The sequence below is a fragment of the Embleya sp. AB8 genome (assembly GCF_049739465.1).
In the GTDB taxonomy this organism is placed as follows: domain Bacteria; phylum Actinomycetota; class Actinomycetes; order Streptomycetales; family Streptomycetaceae; genus Embleya.
The window spans coordinates 26,213-44,277 of the sequence record NZ_JBMHHY010000019.1; the positions used below are offsets into that span (position 1 = coordinate 26,213).

General features: G+C 69.0%; 17 protein-coding genes. 3 read left to right on the top strand and 14 right to left on the bottom strand.

The features are described from left to right. Positions 1-19: 19 nt before the first annotated feature. The 14 genes from ABIA38_RS27245 to ABIA38_RS27310 all read right to left on the bottom strand — a co-directional run bounded on the left by ABIA38_RS27245 (position 20) and on the right by ABIA38_RS27310 (position 13,151). Positions 20-265, bottom strand: coding sequence for a PH domain-containing protein (locus ABIA38_RS27245; RefSeq protein WP_424641482.1), 246 nt, complete (start codon positions 263-265; stop codon positions 20-22). Between the two features lie 731 nt (positions 266-996). Next, positions 997-1,485: an RICIN domain-containing protein gene (locus tag ABIA38_RS27250; RefSeq protein ID WP_424641483.1), complete on the bottom strand. Its 489-nt coding sequence runs from the start codon at positions 1,483-1,485 to the stop codon at positions 997-999. A 713-nt stretch (positions 1,486-2,198) separates the two neighbouring features. Further along, positions 2,199-3,026 (bottom strand): ABC transporter permease, encoded by an 828-nt coding sequence (locus tag ABIA38_RS27255; RefSeq protein ID WP_424641484.1) that lies wholly within the window; start codon positions 3,024-3,026, stop codon positions 2,199-2,201. Then, positions 3,016-3,957 carry an ATP-binding cassette domain-containing protein gene (locus ABIA38_RS27260; protein ID WP_424641485.1) on the bottom strand — a complete coding sequence of 314 codons (942 nt, stop codon included), beginning with the start codon at positions 3,955-3,957 and terminating at the stop codon, positions 3,016-3,018. Before ABIA38_RS27260 ends, ABIA38_RS27255 begins: the two co-directional genes overlap by 11 nt. Continuing rightward, entirely contained in the window at positions 3,954-4,772 is an 819-nt protein-coding gene (locus tag ABIA38_RS27265) for a S24/S26 family peptidase (protein ID WP_424641486.1), read from the bottom strand. Before ABIA38_RS27265 ends, ABIA38_RS27260 begins: the two co-directional genes overlap by 4 nt. Beyond that, entirely contained in the window at positions 4,765-5,061 is a 297-nt protein-coding gene (locus ABIA38_RS27270) for a PqqD family protein (RefSeq protein ID WP_424641487.1), read from the bottom strand. The genes ABIA38_RS27265 and ABIA38_RS27270 overlap by 8 nt, the downstream gene beginning before the upstream one ends. 16 nt (positions 5,062-5,077) lie before the next feature. Continuing rightward, complete coding sequence (gene stsB, locus ABIA38_RS27275; RefSeq protein ID WP_424641488.1) at positions 5,078-6,499, bottom strand: StsB family radical SAM/SPASM domain sactipeptide maturase; 1,422 nt, start codon at positions 6,497-6,499, stop codon at positions 5,078-5,080. 82 nt (positions 6,500-6,581) lie between these two features. Continuing rightward, positions 6,582-6,710 carry a StsA family sactipeptide RiPP gene (gene stsA, locus ABIA38_RS27280; protein WP_424641489.1) on the bottom strand — a complete coding sequence of 43 codons (129 nt, stop codon included), beginning with the start codon at positions 6,708-6,710 and terminating at the stop codon, positions 6,582-6,584. A gap of 649 nt (positions 6,711-7,359) precedes the next feature. Continuing rightward, positions 7,360-7,950 (bottom strand): hypothetical protein, encoded by a 591-nt coding sequence (locus ABIA38_RS27285; RefSeq protein WP_424641490.1) that lies wholly within the window; start codon positions 7,948-7,950, stop codon positions 7,360-7,362. 34 nt (positions 7,951-7,984) lie between these two features. Continuing rightward, entirely contained in the window at positions 7,985-8,683 is a 699-nt protein-coding gene (locus ABIA38_RS27290) for a hypothetical protein (protein WP_424641491.1), read from the bottom strand. A 7-nt stretch (positions 8,684-8,690) separates the two neighbouring features. Then, entirely contained in the window at positions 8,691-9,905 is a 1,215-nt protein-coding gene (locus tag ABIA38_RS27295; protein ID WP_424641492.1) for a putative T7SS-secreted protein, read from the bottom strand. Further along, positions 9,905-10,282, bottom strand: coding sequence for a hypothetical protein (locus ABIA38_RS27300; protein ID WP_424641493.1), 378 nt, complete (start codon positions 10,280-10,282; stop codon positions 9,905-9,907). Before ABIA38_RS27300 ends, ABIA38_RS27295 begins: the two co-directional genes overlap by 1 nt. A 746-nt stretch (positions 10,283-11,028) precedes the next feature. Then, positions 11,029-11,265 carry a hypothetical protein gene (locus ABIA38_RS27305; RefSeq protein WP_424641494.1) on the bottom strand — a complete coding sequence of 79 codons (237 nt, stop codon included), beginning with the start codon at positions 11,263-11,265 and terminating at the stop codon, positions 11,029-11,031. 353 nt (positions 11,266-11,618) lie between these two features. Next, positions 11,619-13,151, bottom strand: coding sequence for an FAD/NAD(P)-binding protein (locus ABIA38_RS27310; protein WP_424641495.1), 1,533 nt, complete (start codon positions 13,149-13,151; stop codon positions 11,619-11,621). Between the two features lie 399 nt (positions 13,152-13,550). Here ABIA38_RS27310 and ABIA38_RS27315 point away from each other — a divergent pair, with 399 nt between their 5' ends. The 3 genes from ABIA38_RS27315 (at position 13,551) to ABIA38_RS27325 (ending at position 17,777) form a co-directional block, all read left to right on the top strand. Next, entirely contained in the window at positions 13,551-14,636 is a 1,086-nt protein-coding gene (locus ABIA38_RS27315; RefSeq protein WP_424641496.1) for an aminotransferase class I/II-fold pyridoxal phosphate-dependent enzyme, read from the top strand. Between the two features lie 39 nt (positions 14,637-14,675). Further along, a complete protein-coding gene (locus ABIA38_RS27320) occupies positions 14,676-15,758 on the top strand; it encodes a cupin domain-containing protein (RefSeq protein WP_424641497.1) in 1,083 nt (360 codons plus the stop codon). Between the two features lie 162 nt (positions 15,759-15,920). Then, on the top strand, positions 15,921-17,777 hold the full coding sequence (locus ABIA38_RS27325) for an AMP-binding protein (RefSeq protein WP_424641498.1): 1,857 nt from the start codon (positions 15,921-15,923) through the stop codon (positions 17,775-17,777). Positions 17,778-18,065 lie beyond the last annotated feature (288 nt).

The following is an 18,065-nucleotide window of genomic DNA, read 5'->3' on the forward strand; positions in this document are numbered from 1 at the left end:
GTCGGTTGCCCGAGCTCGTTCACGCGTGTCCCGCCAGGCTCCGCAACTCCACGGTGCCGCCGTCGACCAGCGTCGGAACCGGCATGCCGGACGGTGTCGTCGCGTTCGCGGCCGTCCCGGAGCCGATGTCGGCGATCCGGTCCCACGACACCTCCCGGCGGGACGCCATCCCACGACGGACCAGCCCCTCCGGCGAGATCCGCACCCCGCAGAGGCAGGCCCGCACGACACCCCAGAGCCCGGCGGCGAGGTAGATCACGGCCATGACGCAGTCGCCCACGGAAGGCGCGGACGACAAGAAGCCGAGTCCGATGAGACAGCCCACCAGGCCACACCCCGGCACGGGTATCCGCCAGGGACTGCGCAGCGTCTCCGGAACGACCGGACGGCTCGCTCTGCGCTCCACTTCGTTCCGGACCGACGACACGGACCCGCGAAGGACCCGCGCGGAGTCGCAAGAATCTCCCACAGCGCGAACGCGCGTCACCGGCTTGTCCTTTCGACGGCATCGACGATCGTCGGTGTCGAACTCGCAAGCGTGCAAGGCGGATGACAGGGCCGCCCACCCCGGAATACGACCCGGCACCCCGTGTCCGGCCATCCGCCCGAACCCGGGAGCCCCGACCCACCCCGCCGAAGCGGCGCGACGGCACCCGTGTCGAGGGCGAGCCGGGCGCAGCGCACGCGTCACGACGGCAAGGCCCGTCCGTCACGGAACCGACCTCACGCCGGCAGGGGGAGCACACGCGGCCGCGCCATCCCGTGTTCGGCGGCCGGCCCCGATGGTCGAGCGATCCGAACATCGGCCCCGCCGGGGCCCGTTCCACAGCCTCGCCGCCCACCGACACCGACGCCGGGAACCTGCACCGAGCCACCGCCGGTAGGCGCCGCCGCGCGCGTCGACGGGGCGCGCCTACCAGCGGGCCAGAGACGCCGAAGTGGATCAGGGCATCGTGAATCAGAGCATCATGGATCAGAGCATCACACTTCGGAGCATCACACCAAGGTCATGCTGATCTGCTCCCCCTGCACGGTCCAATGTTGGCGGGGCCCGGAGGGGTCGCAGGACTCCACATTGATTATGCGGGTCCTCGGGTAGTCGCTTGCCAGACACATGTCGGGGCTCGCGGACAGGTAAATCGACTCGCCACCGATGCCCCAACGCTGCTGGAACCCCGAGTCGCACGACGCCAGATAGACGATGCGGGTCCTCGGGTAGTCGCTTGCCAGGCAGATGTCGGAGCTCGCGGACAGGTGGATCGACTCGCCACTGACGCCCCAACGCTGGCGGGGCCCGGAGTCGCACGACTCCACGTTGACTATGCCGCTCCTCGGGTGGTCGCCGGCCAGGCACATCGTGCCGACGAACGGAACCCCATCGGCAGGTGCGGTGGCGGCCACGGCAGCCGACGGCAGCGCGGCGGAGGTCAGCGCGAGTGCGACAAAGGCGGCGGGTACAAGGAACTTGCGAGATACGGTAGCCACGAGATGGAACCCTTCGCGGTCGGCGGATCCACATCGGCCGGGACGCATCTGGTGGTTCCGGTCGACGGATCCGAATGAATGCGGCGCCGAGAGGTTCCCCGCGATTGCCCGGCCGCATGCGTCGCGTCGCGTGCCATGGCCGGTTGTCGATGACGGCGCGGCCCACGAAGTCCCCCGCGCCATCGGCGTACCGACGGACCCGCACCCGGCGGATCGGTGCGGACGCGGGCCCGGCGACACCGCGATCACCGTTGCCCGATCGCCGTTGCCCAACGGTGGGGCGACCGGCGCCCGACCGCCTTCCCCGAACCCGACACCAGCCTGCTCCCGCCCCCGATCGCACCGGGCGGCAGCGGGCGGCACCGGGCGGCAGCGGTGCGATCCGGCCCGGCCACCTGCCGAACTTCGGCGAGCAGAACGGCGGTTCCACCCCCTCCGACGTACTGCGCACCCCCGGGTGCGGATCTCACGGATGTGCCGCTGCCGGGCCAACGCCCTCTCCGCGTCGCCGGGGAACCACGAGCCTCACTCCGGGTCCCACGCCCACCGAACACGAAGACCCCACCTCGGCACCCCGTGTTCGCCGGCGCATGCCGAACTCCGTCGGCGGCCGCTCACGTTCCTCGGTCGTCGAGGACGAGGAGTCGTCCCGACCCTTCCGATTCGGGTGCCCCTTCTCGTCGGCCCCGCAAGGGGCCCCGGGAGGGCCGTGCCTACAGCTTGGCGGCCCGGATCAGCAGGGATCGGGCGGTCAGGCCGCTGGTGACTGCGGCGATCCCGGCCAGAATCAGCATCCCCGGCCAGGCCGCGCCGAAGCCCAGTAGCGCCGAGTCCCGTAGGCAGCGGACCACGTACGTGACCGGGTCCACCCAGGACAACACACGCAGCACCGGGTCCATCTGCTCCACCGGGTAAAACGACGGGGCGGCGAAGAGCAGTACCGGGGCCAGGACGTTGATGGTCACGGTGAAGCGTTGGAAGTCGGTGAACAACGTGGCAAGCAGCAGGTAGAGGCCGTTGCAGGCGAAGGAGGCCAGTACCGTCGCTCCGAGCAGGGCGACCCAGTGTCCGACGGGCCAACGGAAGTCGAAGACGGCAATCGCGATGCCGAGCGCCGCCAGGGTCTGCGCCAGCACGAGCGCCGTGCTGGCTGCCAGTTTGGCCACGACGTAGCTGTCGCGTCGCAGGGCGTACGACCACAGCTCCAACTCCATCTGGCCGAGCCGCTCCTGGAAGAGCGAGGTGCCCGCTGTGGTCGCCGCCGCCAGCATGGAGGAGAGCAGCAGCGCGGGGACGGTGAACTCGGCGTATCCGAAGACGTGGCCGCGGTAGCGGACGTCGCCGACCATGTGCGAGAGCGAGGTCGCGAAGAGCAGGAGGTAGACCGCGCTCGGCGTGACGGCCAACAGCAGGTTCGTCCGGTTGCGGGTGAGCAGGCAGTACTCCCGGTACAGGGTGGCGAGGGCATCCTGACGCCACCGACTGCGCCGGGCCGCGGGCGGGGGCGGGACCGCCGTGGCGGGCGCGATTTCAGTGGTCACGGTGGCTCTCCACGAGATCGAGAAAGGCATCCTCCAGCGACGGGGCGCGGTACTCCACGGAGGTCACGTCCAGGCCGTCGGACCGCAGTCGGGTGAGGATGGCGGGCAGCCTGGCGCGGACATCGCGGCCGGTGATCTGCACCAGCCCGTCCGTGGTGACGGTCTGGAGTCCGGCCTTCCGGGCCAGGTCGGCCAGCGGCTCGGGCCGGGTCGCGTCGGCCGGGAGGACCAGGGCCACCTGCGGGCCGAAGCGCTCGGCGAGTTCGCGTGGACTGCCGTGCTCCAGCAGGCGGCCCCGGTCGATGATCAGCACGCGGCCGCAATTGCGTTCCAGTTCCTCGACGTAGTGGCTGGTCCACAGCACGGTGGTGCCGTGCAGGCTCCGCAGGTCCCGCAGCAGTTCCCACATTCGGCGGCGCCCACTCACGTCCATACCGGCGGAGGGCTCGTCCAGCAGCAGCAGGCGGGGGCGGCCGAGCAGCGCCCGGACCACCTGGAGACGTCGCCGCTCGCCGCCGGAGAGGGTGAACACCAGTTGGGCGGTGGCCCTACCGAGCCCGAGAGTGTCGAGCAACTCCTGTGCCACCGGCCGGGCTTCGCGCCAGCGCAGGTCCTTGAAGGCGGCGGCGATCCGCAGGTTGTCCAGGACGGACAGCATCATGTCGAAGGGGGCTGCCTGATGGACGACACCGAGGTGGCGCTTCGTCAGGCTGCCGACCGTCGGCTCGGCGCCGAACAGGGCAACCCGGCCCGCCGTCGGCGTGGTGACGCCGCAGAGCAGCTTGGTGAGCGTGGTCTTCCCCGCGCCGTTCGGCCCGAGCAGCCCGACCACAGCTCCGTCCTCGATCTCGAACGAGATGTCGTCGACGGCGTTGCGCGACATCTTGGCATAGCGCTTGACCAGGTTCTCGACGCGCACCGCGGCCGTCATGGACACCGCCCCACGGCCGTCCGGCCGCTCCGGCCCGCCGATACCGCGGTGGGCCGGATACCGCGGATCGCCCGGATCCGAGCGCGGACGAACTCTGCGGTCTCGGCCGGCGACGTAGTACCGAAGCGGACGTGGAAGTCGGCGGTCCCGGGCCGCAGTGGCGGCGGCCCGACCGGGCCGGCCGTCGGGTCGCCGAAGGTGTACCCGAGCAGGACGTCGATGTCGCGCCGTCCCGCCGCCGCGAGGATCTCGTCCAGCGCGGACTCCGGGAGTGCGCCGTACGGGGAGACGCCGATCACGGGCCGCGCGTCGCGGCGGCCCGGTCCGATGTCGTCGAACGGCCCGTCGAACGGCCCGTCGAGCGGATCGTCGGGACGGGCCGCGAGGTCGCACGGGTGGTACGTCGGGGGCGGGCCGGGAATCCAAATCCGGGTGCGGCTCGACCCGGTGTCGGGAAGCGCGGCGAGGGCCGTGAGGTCGGGGGCCCGCGGCAGTACGACCCGGTGATACTCGGGCACCACTGCGAGGTAGTCGTCGGGCCGCATCACCGGATCGATCAGCGGGAGATTGTCCCCCAGCGTCAGCAGGCCGCCCGCCGCCCGATCCACCACGCGGTGCGTGATCAGCTTCCGGCCGATCACGGCAACCGTCACATCGCCCGGTACCACCTCCCCGAACGGCCGGTCCACCAGGGTGATGACCGTCCCGGGTCGGATCGTGGGCAGCATGCTCTCCCCGGACGTACGCAATTTCGCCCTCCCCACCGAGGCGAGCGCACCGCGCAGCAGCTCGACCTCCGGCGGCGCCTCACGCACGAGCCTCCCCCGATTCTGCCGCCACGAGCAGTTCCTGGGCCAGCAGCCGGTCGACGAACTCCTGGACGTCCCTGGCGATCAGCGCCTGCTGCGCGGGGCTGTCCGCACCGTGACGCCGGGTCAGCTCGGCGATCACGTCCGCCACGGAGTGAGTCTCGGCCAGTTGGAGCCAGATCTCGGCCGCGGTGTGGTTGAGGGTTTGGAACTCCCCGCTTCGGGCGGAGTAGAGCCGCACCTCGCCGTCCGACGGGGTCCAGACTACTTCGGAGTCGATCAGGTAGCGCGTCATCGGCGGCGGTCCTCTCTCAGTGGACGATCGGCAGCAGGCGGCGGTCGGCGGTCTTCCAGTCCTCGTACACCGGGTGCACGGAGTCGTCCCGGACGAGATGCGGGCGGAACATCTCGTCCCGTGCGGCCTTGAGCCTGATTCCCGGGACGCCGGAGGCGCTCCACAGGCCGGCGATCATCGATTGGCGCAGGATGCGGCAGAGGTGGCGGCCGTTGCGGTGCACGTCGCCGGTCTCCGCCATGTGGTAGGCCCGGCAGCCGCCGCCGCAGGCGCCGCGGATGTAGCAGTGCCGGCAGTCCTGGAGGTTGTCGCCGGTGAAGACGTTGTTGGTCCGCATGTCGGCGAGCACCGGAGCCGCGAGGATCTCCACCAGCGGCTGCCTGCGGATGTTGCCCGCGATGTGGACCTTCTCGGTGACGAGCTTGCAGGGGTAGACCGTGCCGAGGGAGTTGACGTAGACCTCGTTGCCGCCCATGCCGCAATTGCCTTTGACGGAGCAGGGTTTGGCCGCCTTCGGCCCCTCCGGCAGCAGCTTGGCCGCGAGCGGGTGGGTCCAGCAGAAGTCCAACACCTTCTGGTAGTGGGTCCAGCCGTAGTCGTAGCCGTCGGTCGCACCCCGGCCCAGATCGGAGTGGTTCATCAGCCGGACCCGGGAGATGTCGAGGCCGGCGACGAACTCGGCCAGCCGATCGAGGACGTCGACGTTGTCGGGAGTCACCACGTGGTTGATGGTCGGGACGACGCCGGCCTCGTTCAGCAGTCGAAGCCCCTGCGCCGTCCGGGCGAACGTGCCTTTCCCGCGGGTGCGTTCATGCGTCTCCACGGTGCCGCCGTCCAGGCTGACGGTGACGTGGTTGAAGATTTCCGCCATCTGCCGCGCCGTTTCGAGCCGGCGGATGGTGGTGCCGTTGGTGATGATGTTGGCGGCGAGTCCGCGTTCCCGGGCATGTCGGGCGACGGTGAACAGGTCCTTGCGGAGCATGGGTTCACCGCCGGTGAAGACCATGACGCGGGCCCCGGCGTCGGCGACCTGGTCGACGAGATCGAGCGACTCGGCGGTGTCGAGCTCGCCGGGCAGGGGCTTCTCGGACGAGGCATAGCAGTAGGGGCAGCGCAGGTTGCAGCCGTCCGTGATCGCGTAGTAGACCATCGTCAACTGCGGTTCCGGCCGCCGCACCACGGGTCGGCGGCCGGGCAGGTAGGCGAGCCAGTTCAACACCAGCTTCGCCAACGTCCGCTCGGCCAGTCCGGGGTCCGCAGGCGGGGTGCCCGTCGCGCGGTCCGGGGCGGCGAGTGCGCGGAGCACCTGGGCCTCGGGGATGGTCAGCATGCACCAGGCCGCCAGCTCGGGATTGGTGACCAGGCGATCCTCGCCGTTCGTGAAGTACACCAGGTCGTCGGGGACGAGCACGTCGTCCCAGAGATCGAGCAGTTTCATCCTTCACCTCGACCGTGAGGGGTCGGTGCCCGGCCGTAGGAGGCCGGGCACCGACCGGACTTGCGTGATGGACGGTGCCGACTTACGGCGCGCCCTCGTCGCCGGTGCCGCTGCCCGCGCCGGAGAACGCGCCACACGTACAGGCGCAGTTCATCTCGGCTTCGAACTCGGCCGGCCTCATCTCCGGCTTGACCCAGGCGATCTCGGTCATGGTCCGCATCCCTTCTGTGGGTGAACTGCTCGGAACCGCAAGGCCCTTGGCGCCACGCGTCCGACCCGTGGACACGGTGGTGACCGGAACGGCACAGCCGAATGGAGGGCAGCCGCCCGGCCGGGGCGCGGCGCGCGTTCTGCGCGCTTCCTGCGGTGTGAGCGATATGAGCATTGCGTCAGGCTGCTCGATCGAGGCAGTGCAAGGCCTGCACTGGCGCCGTGCGCAATCCGCCATGGTGCCCCGCGCGGCGTCGCGGGCACGCGACGAGGAGACGAAACCTCGCAGTGATTCGGGTCCCGTTCCGGGCTTGTAGTACTCACCGAAAAGGCAACGAATACCGCTGATCCGCAGTGATACGCACGTCGGTGTCATCGGTTCCGTCGCCGTCGTATCCGCCGTGGGTCCGTGCCCGGCCGGGGCGGCGGCGTGCGGGTCAACGCCCCGGGCCGGCCTGGGCGTTGGGCCGGACGAACGCAGCCCAGGACCGCATCCCGAACTGGCAGAGCAACCGCGCCTGCTTCCAGTCCGGCATGCAGTCCCTCGCAGTCCCGTTCGAGACGGTGCAAGTCCCGTACGCCAACGGCAGGTTCCTGCCCGGCTACTTCGTCAAGCCCGAACCTCGCGCCACCCGGTGATCGGGCATCGATCACACGGTGGACAACGACTGCACCAACTCCCGTGCGGGGCTTCGAAGGGTGTCGAAGGTGATCGTGGATCCGTCCGTGAATCCGACCCTGCACACACGCTGATAGACATCCCCGCGAGCCAGGGTCGCAGCGGCCACGAAGGAGCGGGGGATGTCCCGGAGCACCTTCACGCCGCCGCCGTCTCCGTCCTTGACCATGACCAAGAGGAGGCGCTGATTCGTGACCGCGAGGACCGGGCCGTAGTGGCTCGATCTGGCGTCGAGCCACAGCTCCCCCGGCATGCCCAGCGCGATGCTGCCGGGTTCCCCGGCGAGCGCCTCGTCGCGGCCGGACTCGATGTATACGGCGCCGATGATGGTGCAATAGAGCAACAACAGCCTTACCGTTCCACCCAGTCCGATCCGCAGCGCGGTCGATCTCCGGACGCCGTATCGCTTGTCGACTTCGGTGTATTCCTTGCCGTCCATGACCGTGCCCGGGGCGCCGTTGCCGTCGGGTCGACTGCCGGTGGTCAGTTTGACGTAGGCGACGCCGCGCAGGTCCTCACCTGGACCGAGCAGGGTTTGCATCGCGACTCGGAGCTCGGGCAAGCGCAGCAAGGCTCCCCTTCGAATGATGGATCGGTCAGCTCTTGGTCAGCGCCGAACCGATGTCGGTCTTCGTGGGTGGTTCGGGAACGAGTTCGACGCCTTGCTCGTCGTATTCGAGCTCTCCGAAGCCGACGGTCCGCATGATCGCTGCCATGAGAACGCAACAATCATCCCAGTCGTCGAGAGCGGTGGTGGTCATCTCGAAGATTGCCGTCCACGCCTGGCCCGGCAGCGGGATGTGCACCTGGAAACGGCCCTGCGGCATCTCGACCGCGATTCCGTCCGGGTGCAACTCGGGTGGGAACTGGTAAGCGCCCAGCTCGACGGCAGCGGCAGCGGGTCCACACGGCAGGTCTATCGGCCTGACGTCCGCATGCGGCAACCGGCTGCGGAGTAATGCCAGGAGGCCCTCGATCGCCACGTCCGGCGTAACGAGGGTGGTCTCCACCAGCGTCATCACCAGCGTGATGGTGTCGAAACCCTGACCGTCCTGTCGTGGAACAGGCATCAAGGCGGCGAGATGTGCGCCCTGTTCGTCCACGGCCTCCGTGACACCGACCCAGAATGCCAAGGTGTGCAGGAATCGATCCGACTCGCCCTCGTCCGGTCCGAAAGTGTCCCTGACCATCTCGTAGATGATCTCGGATCGAGTGTCCTCATCGCCGCTCAGCGGGATCTCGACGAACTGTTCCGGCAGTACGAGGCCGAATTCGGGAAGTCTTGTGTTCGGCACCGGATTCCTACTTCGCTCCGTGTACGGCGTTATAGAACGCGTTGGGTATGAGGCCGCCGGTTCCCTGATTCTGTGGGAACCAGTACTCCTTCAGGTGCGGAATCTTGAGGCTCCCCTTGAGGCTCTCGAGGACGGCCAGGCCCTTACCCGAAAGCCGCACACCGTCCCCGAAGACCTTGTTGGCCTTCATGAGACCGCCCCCGATGATGCCGCCCTTCTGCGCCGTCAGTTTGAGCGGCGTCAGGGCACCCTGCGCGAATTTCCCGCCGGCCCGCATCGAAGTGACCCCGCCCTTGAGTGCGCCCAACCCGGGAACCACACCCAGGGCGTCACCGAACAACCGGGGTCCCCATTGCGTCCAACTGCCGCCTCCGCCCGCAGCCAAGGTCGTGGTGTGACCGATGAGAGCAACACCCGAGAATCCCGTGCCGACTCCCATCAGGGCCACGCCCACCGGCGCTCCGATGCCGGTGGCCGCCAGGAAGATGCCGACCACCTGAAGGCCCGCGCCGATATCGCCGATCACATCGCAGACCCGGTTGATGACGTCCGCGTTGTCCTTGATCCACTTGCCGACGTGCTTGGCCGCATTCTTCATCTTCTCGCCGAGGTGGGCGACCCCGCCCTTGATCTTGTCCCACATGCCCGGCTTGTTCGGGGCGCCGGAGGCCGCGTCGCGGATGATCTTCGCGATCTCCTCGGCGATGCGATCGTGTTCGTCCTTCAGGCGCTTCGCCTGGTCGATGATCGATTCGAGCGAACCCTGGGCCTTGTTCAGGGCGTCCTGCGCGCCCTTCAGCTTGGCTTCGGCATCATGCAATGCCGCGTCGGTGTCGAAGTGCTTGCCCGCGAGCAGCAGATCGGGGCTGTCCTTGGCGGAAAGGAGGGCCCGCTTGGCCGCCGCCGCCTGGGCCTCGAAGTCCTTGGCCTTCGTCTGGAACACGCCGAGCTGGGTCTGCCACGAATGCAGTTGCGCGGATGCTTTGCCGATCGAGTCGCGGCCTTCGGCCAGGTACTTGGGGATCGGGCCCAGGTTCTCTCCGAACCCCTTGGCCGCGTCCCCTTCCCACATGCCGCTCTTGCCGATCGAGGTCATGACTTCCGAGGTCTGCTGTAACTGCGTACCGACTCGGGTGAGCGTGTCGACGAGCTTTCCCATGGCCTCGACGTTGCCGGGGGCCGGGTCGAATCCCAGGGCCGGATAATCCGCGTCCGTCGTCATTACTTGGCCCCGTTCAAGACGTTCGCTATGTTGCTGTTCGTCTTGCCGGCGATCGGCCCGGCGGCGTTGTTGGCCGGACGACCATCCGCAGCTTTCTGCAGCGCGTCGGCAATGCTGTCCTCGACGATCTTGTAGTTGTCCCGGATCGTCCCCAGGACGCCCGTGATACCCGCGGTGTTCTTGTGGATCAACTCGATACCGTAGGACCACTCGCTCTGGAAATGATCACAGGCGGAATCCAGCGACTTGTGCCCCGTACGACCGGGACCCGTCTCCTTCATGGCATTCATGGCGGTCTTCATCTCGCCCGCACACGAATCGAGCTTCCTGAACAGATCGTCCATTTCCGCCAGGACGACCTTGAAGGAACCCGACATGGCCCGTCAACCCCTTCGATCATGGGCAAGGCACCCGCGAGTGCCTCGCTCCCCCGTGTACTCGCGCGGAAGTCTCGCTGCGTGCCGAAGTCCGGGTCCGGATCGACCCTCGGGTCACCTCTCATCGGCAGACATCCCGCGAGATGACTGCTTTCCTGCTGTTCGGCCGTCGCAACAGAATCGGATTTCCGCGTGCGGCTGCACCATAACCGCCGGCGCGTGATCAACTCACTACGGTTTATCGATGATTTACGTGGCGCGACGTTTTGCGGATGAACATCGGATATTGGGTCGATGATCCTGTTTAACCCGTATCGTCACGCCGGCTGACCCGCTTTCGACACGCTTGCGTACGTCATTCGGGCGCTCGCGCCGGGCGACCGTCGGGGTCCCGGGTCCCGGTCGCCCCGCTCCCCGGTGAGGCCGCCCAAGTCGGTCTCTCCGGTCGGTTCCGCCACCGCGTGCCCTCGTCGGGGCCGGCGTCACGAGCCGGGGGCGCGGATACCTTCGGCGGCCCTGTCTCGGGGTGATCGCCGCGCCCGGACCCGGGAGCGGTTCCCGTCCGGGCGCAGCGACGTGTCGGCGCCGGCGCTCGCGCGCGGGGGAGCCGACGGGTCGGGGCGGTCGGTGCCCCTGGACGAACGGTGGGTGAGCGGCGTTCGCACGGGCACAAGGGGAAGGTTGCTTGTTCCCTGGTCGCCAGCGGGTGACGACCTGCTCGATCCGCTCCCACGCCTGGGCCATGCTCACCGCCGCCGCCACGGCGTCGCCCTCGCTGCCCTCGCCTTCTTCGGCGCCGGCCGCAGCCCCGGCAGCACGGTGACAGGGGCGTCCATCAGCACCGCGACCGCGTCTTTCACCTTCGCCGCCGCCCGGCGAAGCCTCGGCATCTCCCGCAGCATGGCCCTGTCGTCCGTGCGCTCCGCGCGGGCCGGCAGTTTGGTCGCCATCAGCACGTCGAACAGCGTCAACGCGTCGTCCACGCTCGCGCCCTCCAGATGCCGCACGGTGGCCGGCCGGCGCCGCCGTGTCCAGCCGGAAGAACTCCTCCAGCTCCTGGACGGACGGCTCCTCGGCGAAGCGACCGCAACGGGCAACCTGATCATCAGACGGGTACTCAGCAGACACAAACCGTCACGTTGGGCACTCGGCGCCACAACCACCCCACAGGTGATCAACCCGAGACCATCCGATCCCAGGGCAGAACGGCGACCGCCTCAGCGTTCGATCCTGGGGGAATACACCAGTCCCACGCCCCACTTGTATGGTCGGAGGCGAGTCCGTCCCAGGACGCGGCCTCGGTGCCGCTCACGGTGGACGCGACCGGCGAAGCCCGTCAGGAGCGGGGCCGGCCGAGGTCGGCGCATACCGCTCCGGCGATGGCGTGGGCCCGCTGGACGATGAACGGTATCCCCGAGGTGATGTACAACGTTCCGTGGGTCAAGTCGCCCAGGGCGAACAGCGGTTGGGGTCGGTCGTCTCCCTTGGCGATGAGGCGGTCGGACAACGGGTCGATGCGCAGTCCCCCGTGCGGGTCCGCGACCGCCGCGCCCAGGCGGATCAGACTGTCGACGAGGGGCTGCGCGTCAGGGGGGACGGGGTGGAAGGCGCTGCCGGCGGCGCTGACCACGATGGGGGCCGACTCGGTCCGGCCGTGGGCATGCGCGTCGAATCCGCCGGTGTCGGACGGGGCGATGTGGCGCAGACCCGGGAGGACTTCGAGCTGCCCCGAACCGCCGAGTGCCAGGAGGCGCTCGGCGTTGACGCGGGGCATGGGGCAGCAGAGGCTGGAGATCTGCGAGTGGTACTCGGCAAGCAGCGCCGACTTGTCCGACTCCGGTAGCAGGTAACAGAGTTCCTGGCCGAAGTCGTGCGCCACCTGGTAGAGCAGGCCCAGCGCGGCGGGGATTTCGCCGTCCAAGTGCCTACGCAGCCGGGTGAGTGGTGGTTCGCTCGTACGGATCTCGTGGCCCAGGCCGTCGGGGTCGTGTCCGGCTGCCGCGATCTCGGCACGCGCCAGAGCGAAGAGAGCCGGAGCGCCGTACGAACCCTCGTGCGCCAGCTGCCGGATGCGCGCGCGGGTGAGCTCGGTAAGGGTGCGGGGACGAGCGGGCACGGCGGGCCGGACGGTGGGAAGGAGCCCGTGCCGGGAGGCGAGCAGGATCCTGCCGCGGTGCCCGTGGGCGGCCAGGGCCACGGTCACGTCCGTGGCGGTGAGCCCGGTTCCGATGACCACCACGTCCCGGTCCGGTGGGATGCCGGCGAGGCCGGTGGATGTGGGGTAGGGCGCCCCGACGAATCCGGGTCGGCCGTACAGTCCGAACGGATCACTCTGCCCCTGGCCGCCGACGCAGAGGACAACTGTCGTGCAGGGGACGGCGATTCGCGCGGTGGTGACGATGGCTCCGCGACGGGCGATCCCGATGTCGCGGACCTTCTGGTTGACGATCCGGACCTCCCAGTTGCGTTCGCGAAGCCTGCCGATGGCGGCCTCGGCTTCGGCGACGAGGTAGCCGCCGAAGTGCGCTCTGGGCATGTACCACCCGCCGGTGTCCCGGGTTGGTTCGCCGAACTGTGCTCTGGCCCAGCGGCCGGCGTGCTCGGGGTCGCCGGCGTGGATGGACATCTCCGATATCGGAGCATTGGCGAGGATCTCCGGGCCGTCCTCCTGGTACACCCGGCCGCGCCAGAGGCGGTCGTCGGGCTCGAAGACGACGATCGTGCGGCGGCCTTCGAGCGTGGCGGGCAGCTGGTGCGACAGTCCGACCAGCAGACAGGCGGCGGCCGTGCCACCGCCGATGACGGCGATGTCGGACGGCGCGACCCGTGCGGGCGCCCGTGGCACGCTGCCGGATTGGGCTGAAATCATGACCCGCCTCTCCGAAGGTGTAACCGCTCAGCCGAGTTGGCCCAGGTCCGGATCAAGATTTTCTCTGCACCCGGGGACCGCGGCCCTGGTATCCACGAAACTCACTCTGGGTATCCCAGTTCGGTCCGGTCAAGAGGGAAGTCAAATTTTGTGGCGAGCAGCCGGGCAATGATCTCCGCCCTGCCGATCACATTCCCCGCCCACCGACGGAAAGATCCTGCGGTGCCGTTGGAACGAGAGGCGGCGCAGCGGCCCTGAAGTGGCCATTCACTGCCATTGGGGCCTATTTCAAAAAGGCAGGTACTTCCATTCCCACCGCCCCCTCCCGTTCTGAATTCCGGGCACCCTGCCACAGAAACCCTCTTGACACGACCGGGCGACCTGCTCACAGTGGGATTCATGGACATCAAAGCCGAAGATCTGATTAGAAAATCAATTCTTGATCCAGGCTCGGACAATGATTTCTACCCACGCCCCGAGAGCCGCGGGCTGATCAATCTCCGCTTCAACGAGAACATGTCCGGCGGACCGTGGCTCCGCTATCCCGACGACGGAGTCGACGCGCTGATCCACCACTACGCCGCTGCCCTGGAGGCGTTGGATCCGGCCCCCGTGCGGACGCCGCACCCGGGCGAGTGGGACCGGACGAGAATTCTGATCACCCGTGGTGCGATCGACGCGCTCGACCTGGTGATAGCGACCTTCTTCGAGCCGGGCGTCGACCAACTGGTCGTGACACCACCCCACTTCGAGTACTTCGACCGGCTGGCGGCACTGCACGGCGTCGCCCGGCGAGCCGTACCGCTCGGCGGCCCGCGCCACGACCGCCTCGACGTCGACCGGTTGGCGGCTCTGCCGGTCAAGGGCGTGCTGCTGTGCAACCCGAACAACCCGTCCAGCACCATGCTCGATCCCGGTGACCTCGACCGGCTCCTGGAGCGCTTCGCGGGCCTGGTCGTCATCGACGAGGCGTACATCGAGGTGTCCGGACGCTCCTCGCACCGCCACCTGCTGGCGGAGCACCCCAATCTTGTCGTGGTGCGCTCGATGTCCAAAGGGCTCGGCATGGCGGGCCTGCGACTGGGAGCCGTACTGGCCGACCCGGTCCTGGTGTCGGCGCTGCGCGCCGCCCGGTCGCCCTTCGCCGTGCCGACTCCCGTGCTGGACTGCGCGGTCCGGGAACTGGCCGACGTCTCGGCGCTGCGCCGCCGCATAGCGGGCTTCATGGCCGAACGAGCGTGGCTCGCAGCCGAGTTGGCCCGCATCCCGAAGGTCGCCGAGGTCTTCGCCGACGCGGCGTTCGTCACGATCGGGATCTCGGACGCGCCCGGCACGGCGGCGCTGCTCGGCCGCGCGGGCTTCGACATCGTCGCCGAGCCCGGCGGCTGGCGCGACCACCTGCGGATGTCCGTGGGCTCACGGCAGGACAACACCCGACTCGTCGCGGCACTGGACGCGGGCAGCACGGCCGGACCCCCGACGTAATCCACTCCACCGACCCACCCTGACCCGAAAGGGCGAACCATGAACGACCAGCCCAACCAGACGGCCCCCCGGTCCCCCACCCACGTCACCACCGTCGGCCGCGAACAGATCCGCGCGGTCTCCACCGTCGAGGCCGGCGGCGAGACCCACCACCTCGGCGAGCAGCGCGACTTCCGGCGCAACGAGGACCTAGCCGGATTCGTCCCCCAGCAGGGCCGGCTCTCGCTGGCCTGGGTCCGTCTGCACGACGGCGAGCGACTGGACCTCCACGAGCACCCGACGAAGTCGATGATCCTGGTCTGTAAGGGCTCCGTCCGCCTGATCGGCGACCGCGAGGAGACCCTGCACGAGGGCGACACGGTGTGCGTCCCGGTCGGCTCCCGGCACGGCTTCGAGACCGTCGCCGGCCAGGACTTCCACGGCCTCTCCGTACAGTTCGAGGGAGCCGGCCTCTACGAGGACGAGGCCGGGCCCCGGGTCCGCTTCACCGAGCAGGCCCAGGCCTCGCTCGCGCAGCTCGATGAGCTGAACCAGGAACGGCTGCGCCGCTTCTCCGGCCACCGCTTCTTCAAGCCCTTCGACGATGGCAGCGTCGGGCACGACGCCGCACTGCGCGCCCGCTTCGTCGCGGTGCTCTACGTATGGTCCGTCTACTTCCAGCGCATGCTCTACGCGCGGCAGGCGCTCTGCACCGACCCCCAACTGCGCGAGACCTACGCCGCGCACCTGCGCGAGGAGTTCGGCCACGACGTGCTGCTGCGCGAGCACCACGGCGTCAACGCCGAGGTCTACGACCCGATCCTGGAGGCGGTCGGAAACTGGTACGTCATGCAGATGCACGGCGCCAACGAGGCCGCCAAGATCGTGATCGTGCACATGGTCATCGAGACCGGTTGCCAGGTCTTCGGCGAACGCACCGGCCCGGCCTTCCCCGTCGAGGCCAAGGCCGACTCGTACTTCGACCTGCACGCGGCCGTGGACGAGGACCACCGCGCGATCGGCCGTAACTACCTGCGCACCCGCTCCCCCGCCGAGTACCCCGAGCTGATGCGCGTCAGCGAACAGGCGTGGGACCAGTTCGACCTGCTCTTCGAGCGGATCGCCGCCTACATGACGAACTGACGGACTGACTGACGGACCGACGAACGCACAGGCGGACAGGGGCGACCGGCCCGACGAACGCGACCGGCCGCCCCTCGCGGACCGACCGCCACCGCACCGGGACCCGACCTACGCACCACCGGCACAGCGACCGACACTCCCGAAGCCGAGGCGGGCAACACCGTGGACGCAGTCTTCGCCAAGCCACGCATCGTCAGCGAACAGCGCCCCGACGGATCGATCCACCTGGCCTCCGCGGAACCCCTCACCGCCCCCGCTCCCCACCTGGCGGCCCTGCTGCGCCGGTGGGCCGACCAGACCCCCGACGCGGTGCTCGCCGCCCAGTGGCACGAGCCCGACGGATGGCGGTCACTGACCTACCGGCAGGCCCGCGAGCAGGCCGACGCGCTCGGCGAAGCGCTGCTCACCCAAGGGCTGGGCGCCGCAAGGCCGTTGCTCATCCTCTCCGACAACTCGCTCGCCCACCTGGTGCTGACCCTGGCCGCCTACACCGCCGGCGTACCGCTGGTACCGCTCAGCACCGGCCTGTCGCTGCTCAGCCCGGACCACCGGAGGCTGCGCGAGACGGTACGAAGTGTCCAGCCAGGGGCGATCTACGCCGAGGACGGCGAGACATACGGCCCGGCGCTCGCGGCCCTGCGCGGTCTCTCCCCGGTCGTGATCACCTCGCGGAACCCGCCGGACCTCCCGCACACCGTCGGCCTGGCGGAACTGCTGCGCACACCGCCGACCAACCGGGTGGAATCGGCCTACCGGGCCGTACGGCCGCACTCCGTGGCGAAGATCCTCTTCACCTCGGGATCCACCGGCGACCCGAAGGGCGTGGTCAACACCCACGGCATGCTCTGCGCCGACCAGCAAATGATGCGCCAGGTCTGGCCCTTCCTGCGTTCCACCAGGCCGATCCTGGTGGACTGGCTCCCGTGGAGCCACACCTTCGGCGGCAACCACAACCTGCACCTCGTGCTGGCCTCGGGCGGCACCCTGTACATCGACGACGGCGGGCCCACCCCCGAACTGTTCCCGCGCAGCGTCCGAAACCTCCGCAACGCCGCACCGAACCTGTACTTCAACGTGCCGGCCGGGTTCCGGATACTCCTCCGGGAACTCGAGGCGGACACCTCCTTCGCCACCACCTTCTTCACCGACCTGAAGCTGATGTTCAGCGCGGGCGCAGCACTCGCGGAACCACTACGCCGACGCCTGCTCACAATCGCGGACCGGGTGACGGACCACGAAGTCCGGTTCACCACCTCGTGGGGCCTGACCGAGACCGCCCCGGCAGTCACCTCGGCCCACCTGGACACCGACGAGCCCGGCGCGATCGGCGTCCCCCTGCCCGGATTGTCCCTGAAACTGGCCCCGGTCGACGGCAGACTGGAAATGCGGGTCAAAGGCCCGAACGTACTGCCCGGCTACTACAAGCGGCCCGACCTCGACGCCGTCGCCTTCGACGAGGAGGGCTACTTCCGCACAGGTGACGCCGGGCGGCTCATCAACCCGGCCGACCCCGGCCAGGGCCTGGTCTTCGAAGGCCGCCTCTCGGAGGACTTCCAACTGGCCACCGGCGCCTGGGTCCAGGTGACACCGCTGCGCTCGGCACTGCTCAGCGCCACCGACCTGCTCGCCGACGTCGTCATCCTCGGAGAGGGGAAGACATACCCCGCCGCACTCGGCTGGCCGGCCGGCGGCACGGACCGGGTGGACGCAAGAGGGGCTCTAGGGCGGGCACTCGCCGAGCTGAACCGCGACGCCGATCCCTCCCGCCACGTCGGACGGCTGCTGATCCTGGACGAGCCCACGAGCCAGGATGCGGGCGAACGCTCGGACAAGGGCTCCATCAACCAGCGACGCGTGATCGAGCGAAGGCCGGCAGCGGTCGAACTGCTCTATCGGGAACCCGCACCGGCGGAGGTCATCGTTCCTGTCCCGGCAGTACCGCAGCACACCGGGGCGGACGAGGCTGCGGCCTTGTACCGCCCCTGCGGACGAGACACCATGCGGCGCTATCCGTCGTAGGAATACCTCCGCCCACCTACGGTGCAGCCAAGTTCCTCGACTGTTTGCATGCATTTGGTCACCGGGGCGTCGACTACCCGCCGGACGACGAACTCGCGGCCCGTGCCGAGAACACCCGAAAGGCGCGTCAATTTCAGGTTGACGATTGACGGATCGTCAACGTACGAGGACACGCCCCGTCCGGGTCGTCGGATCGCCACCGTGTCGTTGGCGGGTGATGGCACAGAAGTCGCGGGCCGGATCGCAAGCCGTGTGCAGGTCCGGGCATGCGTTGAGGACCTGGTCGAG

What these genes read in the sequence shown, in the direction of transcription:
- ABIA38_RS27310 (WP_424641495.1), bottom strand. Translation starts at nt 13,151, where the DNA reads ATGATTTCAGCCCAATCCGGCAGCGTGCCACGGGCGCCCGCACGGGTC.
- ABIA38_RS27300 (WP_424641493.1), bottom strand. Translation starts at nt 10,282, where the DNA reads ATGTCGGGTTCCTTCAAGGTCGTCCTGGCGGAAATGGACGATCTGTTC.
- stsB (WP_424641488.1), bottom strand. Translation starts at nt 6,499, where the DNA reads ATGAAACTGCTCGATCTCTGGGACGACGTGCTCGTCCCCGACGACCTG.
- ABIA38_RS27320 (WP_424641497.1), top strand. Translation starts at nt 14,676, where the DNA reads ATGAACGACCAGCCCAACCAGACGGCCCCCCGGTCCCCCACCCACGTC.
- ABIA38_RS27295 (WP_424641492.1), bottom strand. Translation starts at nt 9,905, where the DNA reads ATGACGACGGACGCGGATTATCCGGCCCTGGGATTCGACCCGGCCCCC.
- ABIA38_RS27315 (WP_424641496.1), top strand. Translation starts at nt 13,551, where the DNA reads ATGGACATCAAAGCCGAAGATCTGATTAGAAAATCAATTCTTGATCCA.
- ABIA38_RS27260 (WP_424641485.1), bottom strand. Translation starts at nt 3,957, where the DNA reads ATGACGGCCGCGGTGCGCGTCGAGAACCTGGTCAAGCGCTATGCCAAG.
- stsA (WP_424641489.1), bottom strand. Translation starts at nt 6,710, where the DNA reads ATGACCGAGATCGCCTGGGTCAAGCCGGAGATGAGGCCGGCCGAGTTC.
- ABIA38_RS27270 (WP_424641487.1), bottom strand. Translation starts at nt 5,061, where the DNA reads ATGACGCGCTACCTGATCGACTCCGAAGTAGTCTGGACCCCGTCGGAC.
- ABIA38_RS27245 (WP_424641482.1), bottom strand. Translation starts at nt 265, where the DNA reads ATGGCCGTGATCTACCTCGCCGCCGGGCTCTGGGGTGTCGTGCGGGCC.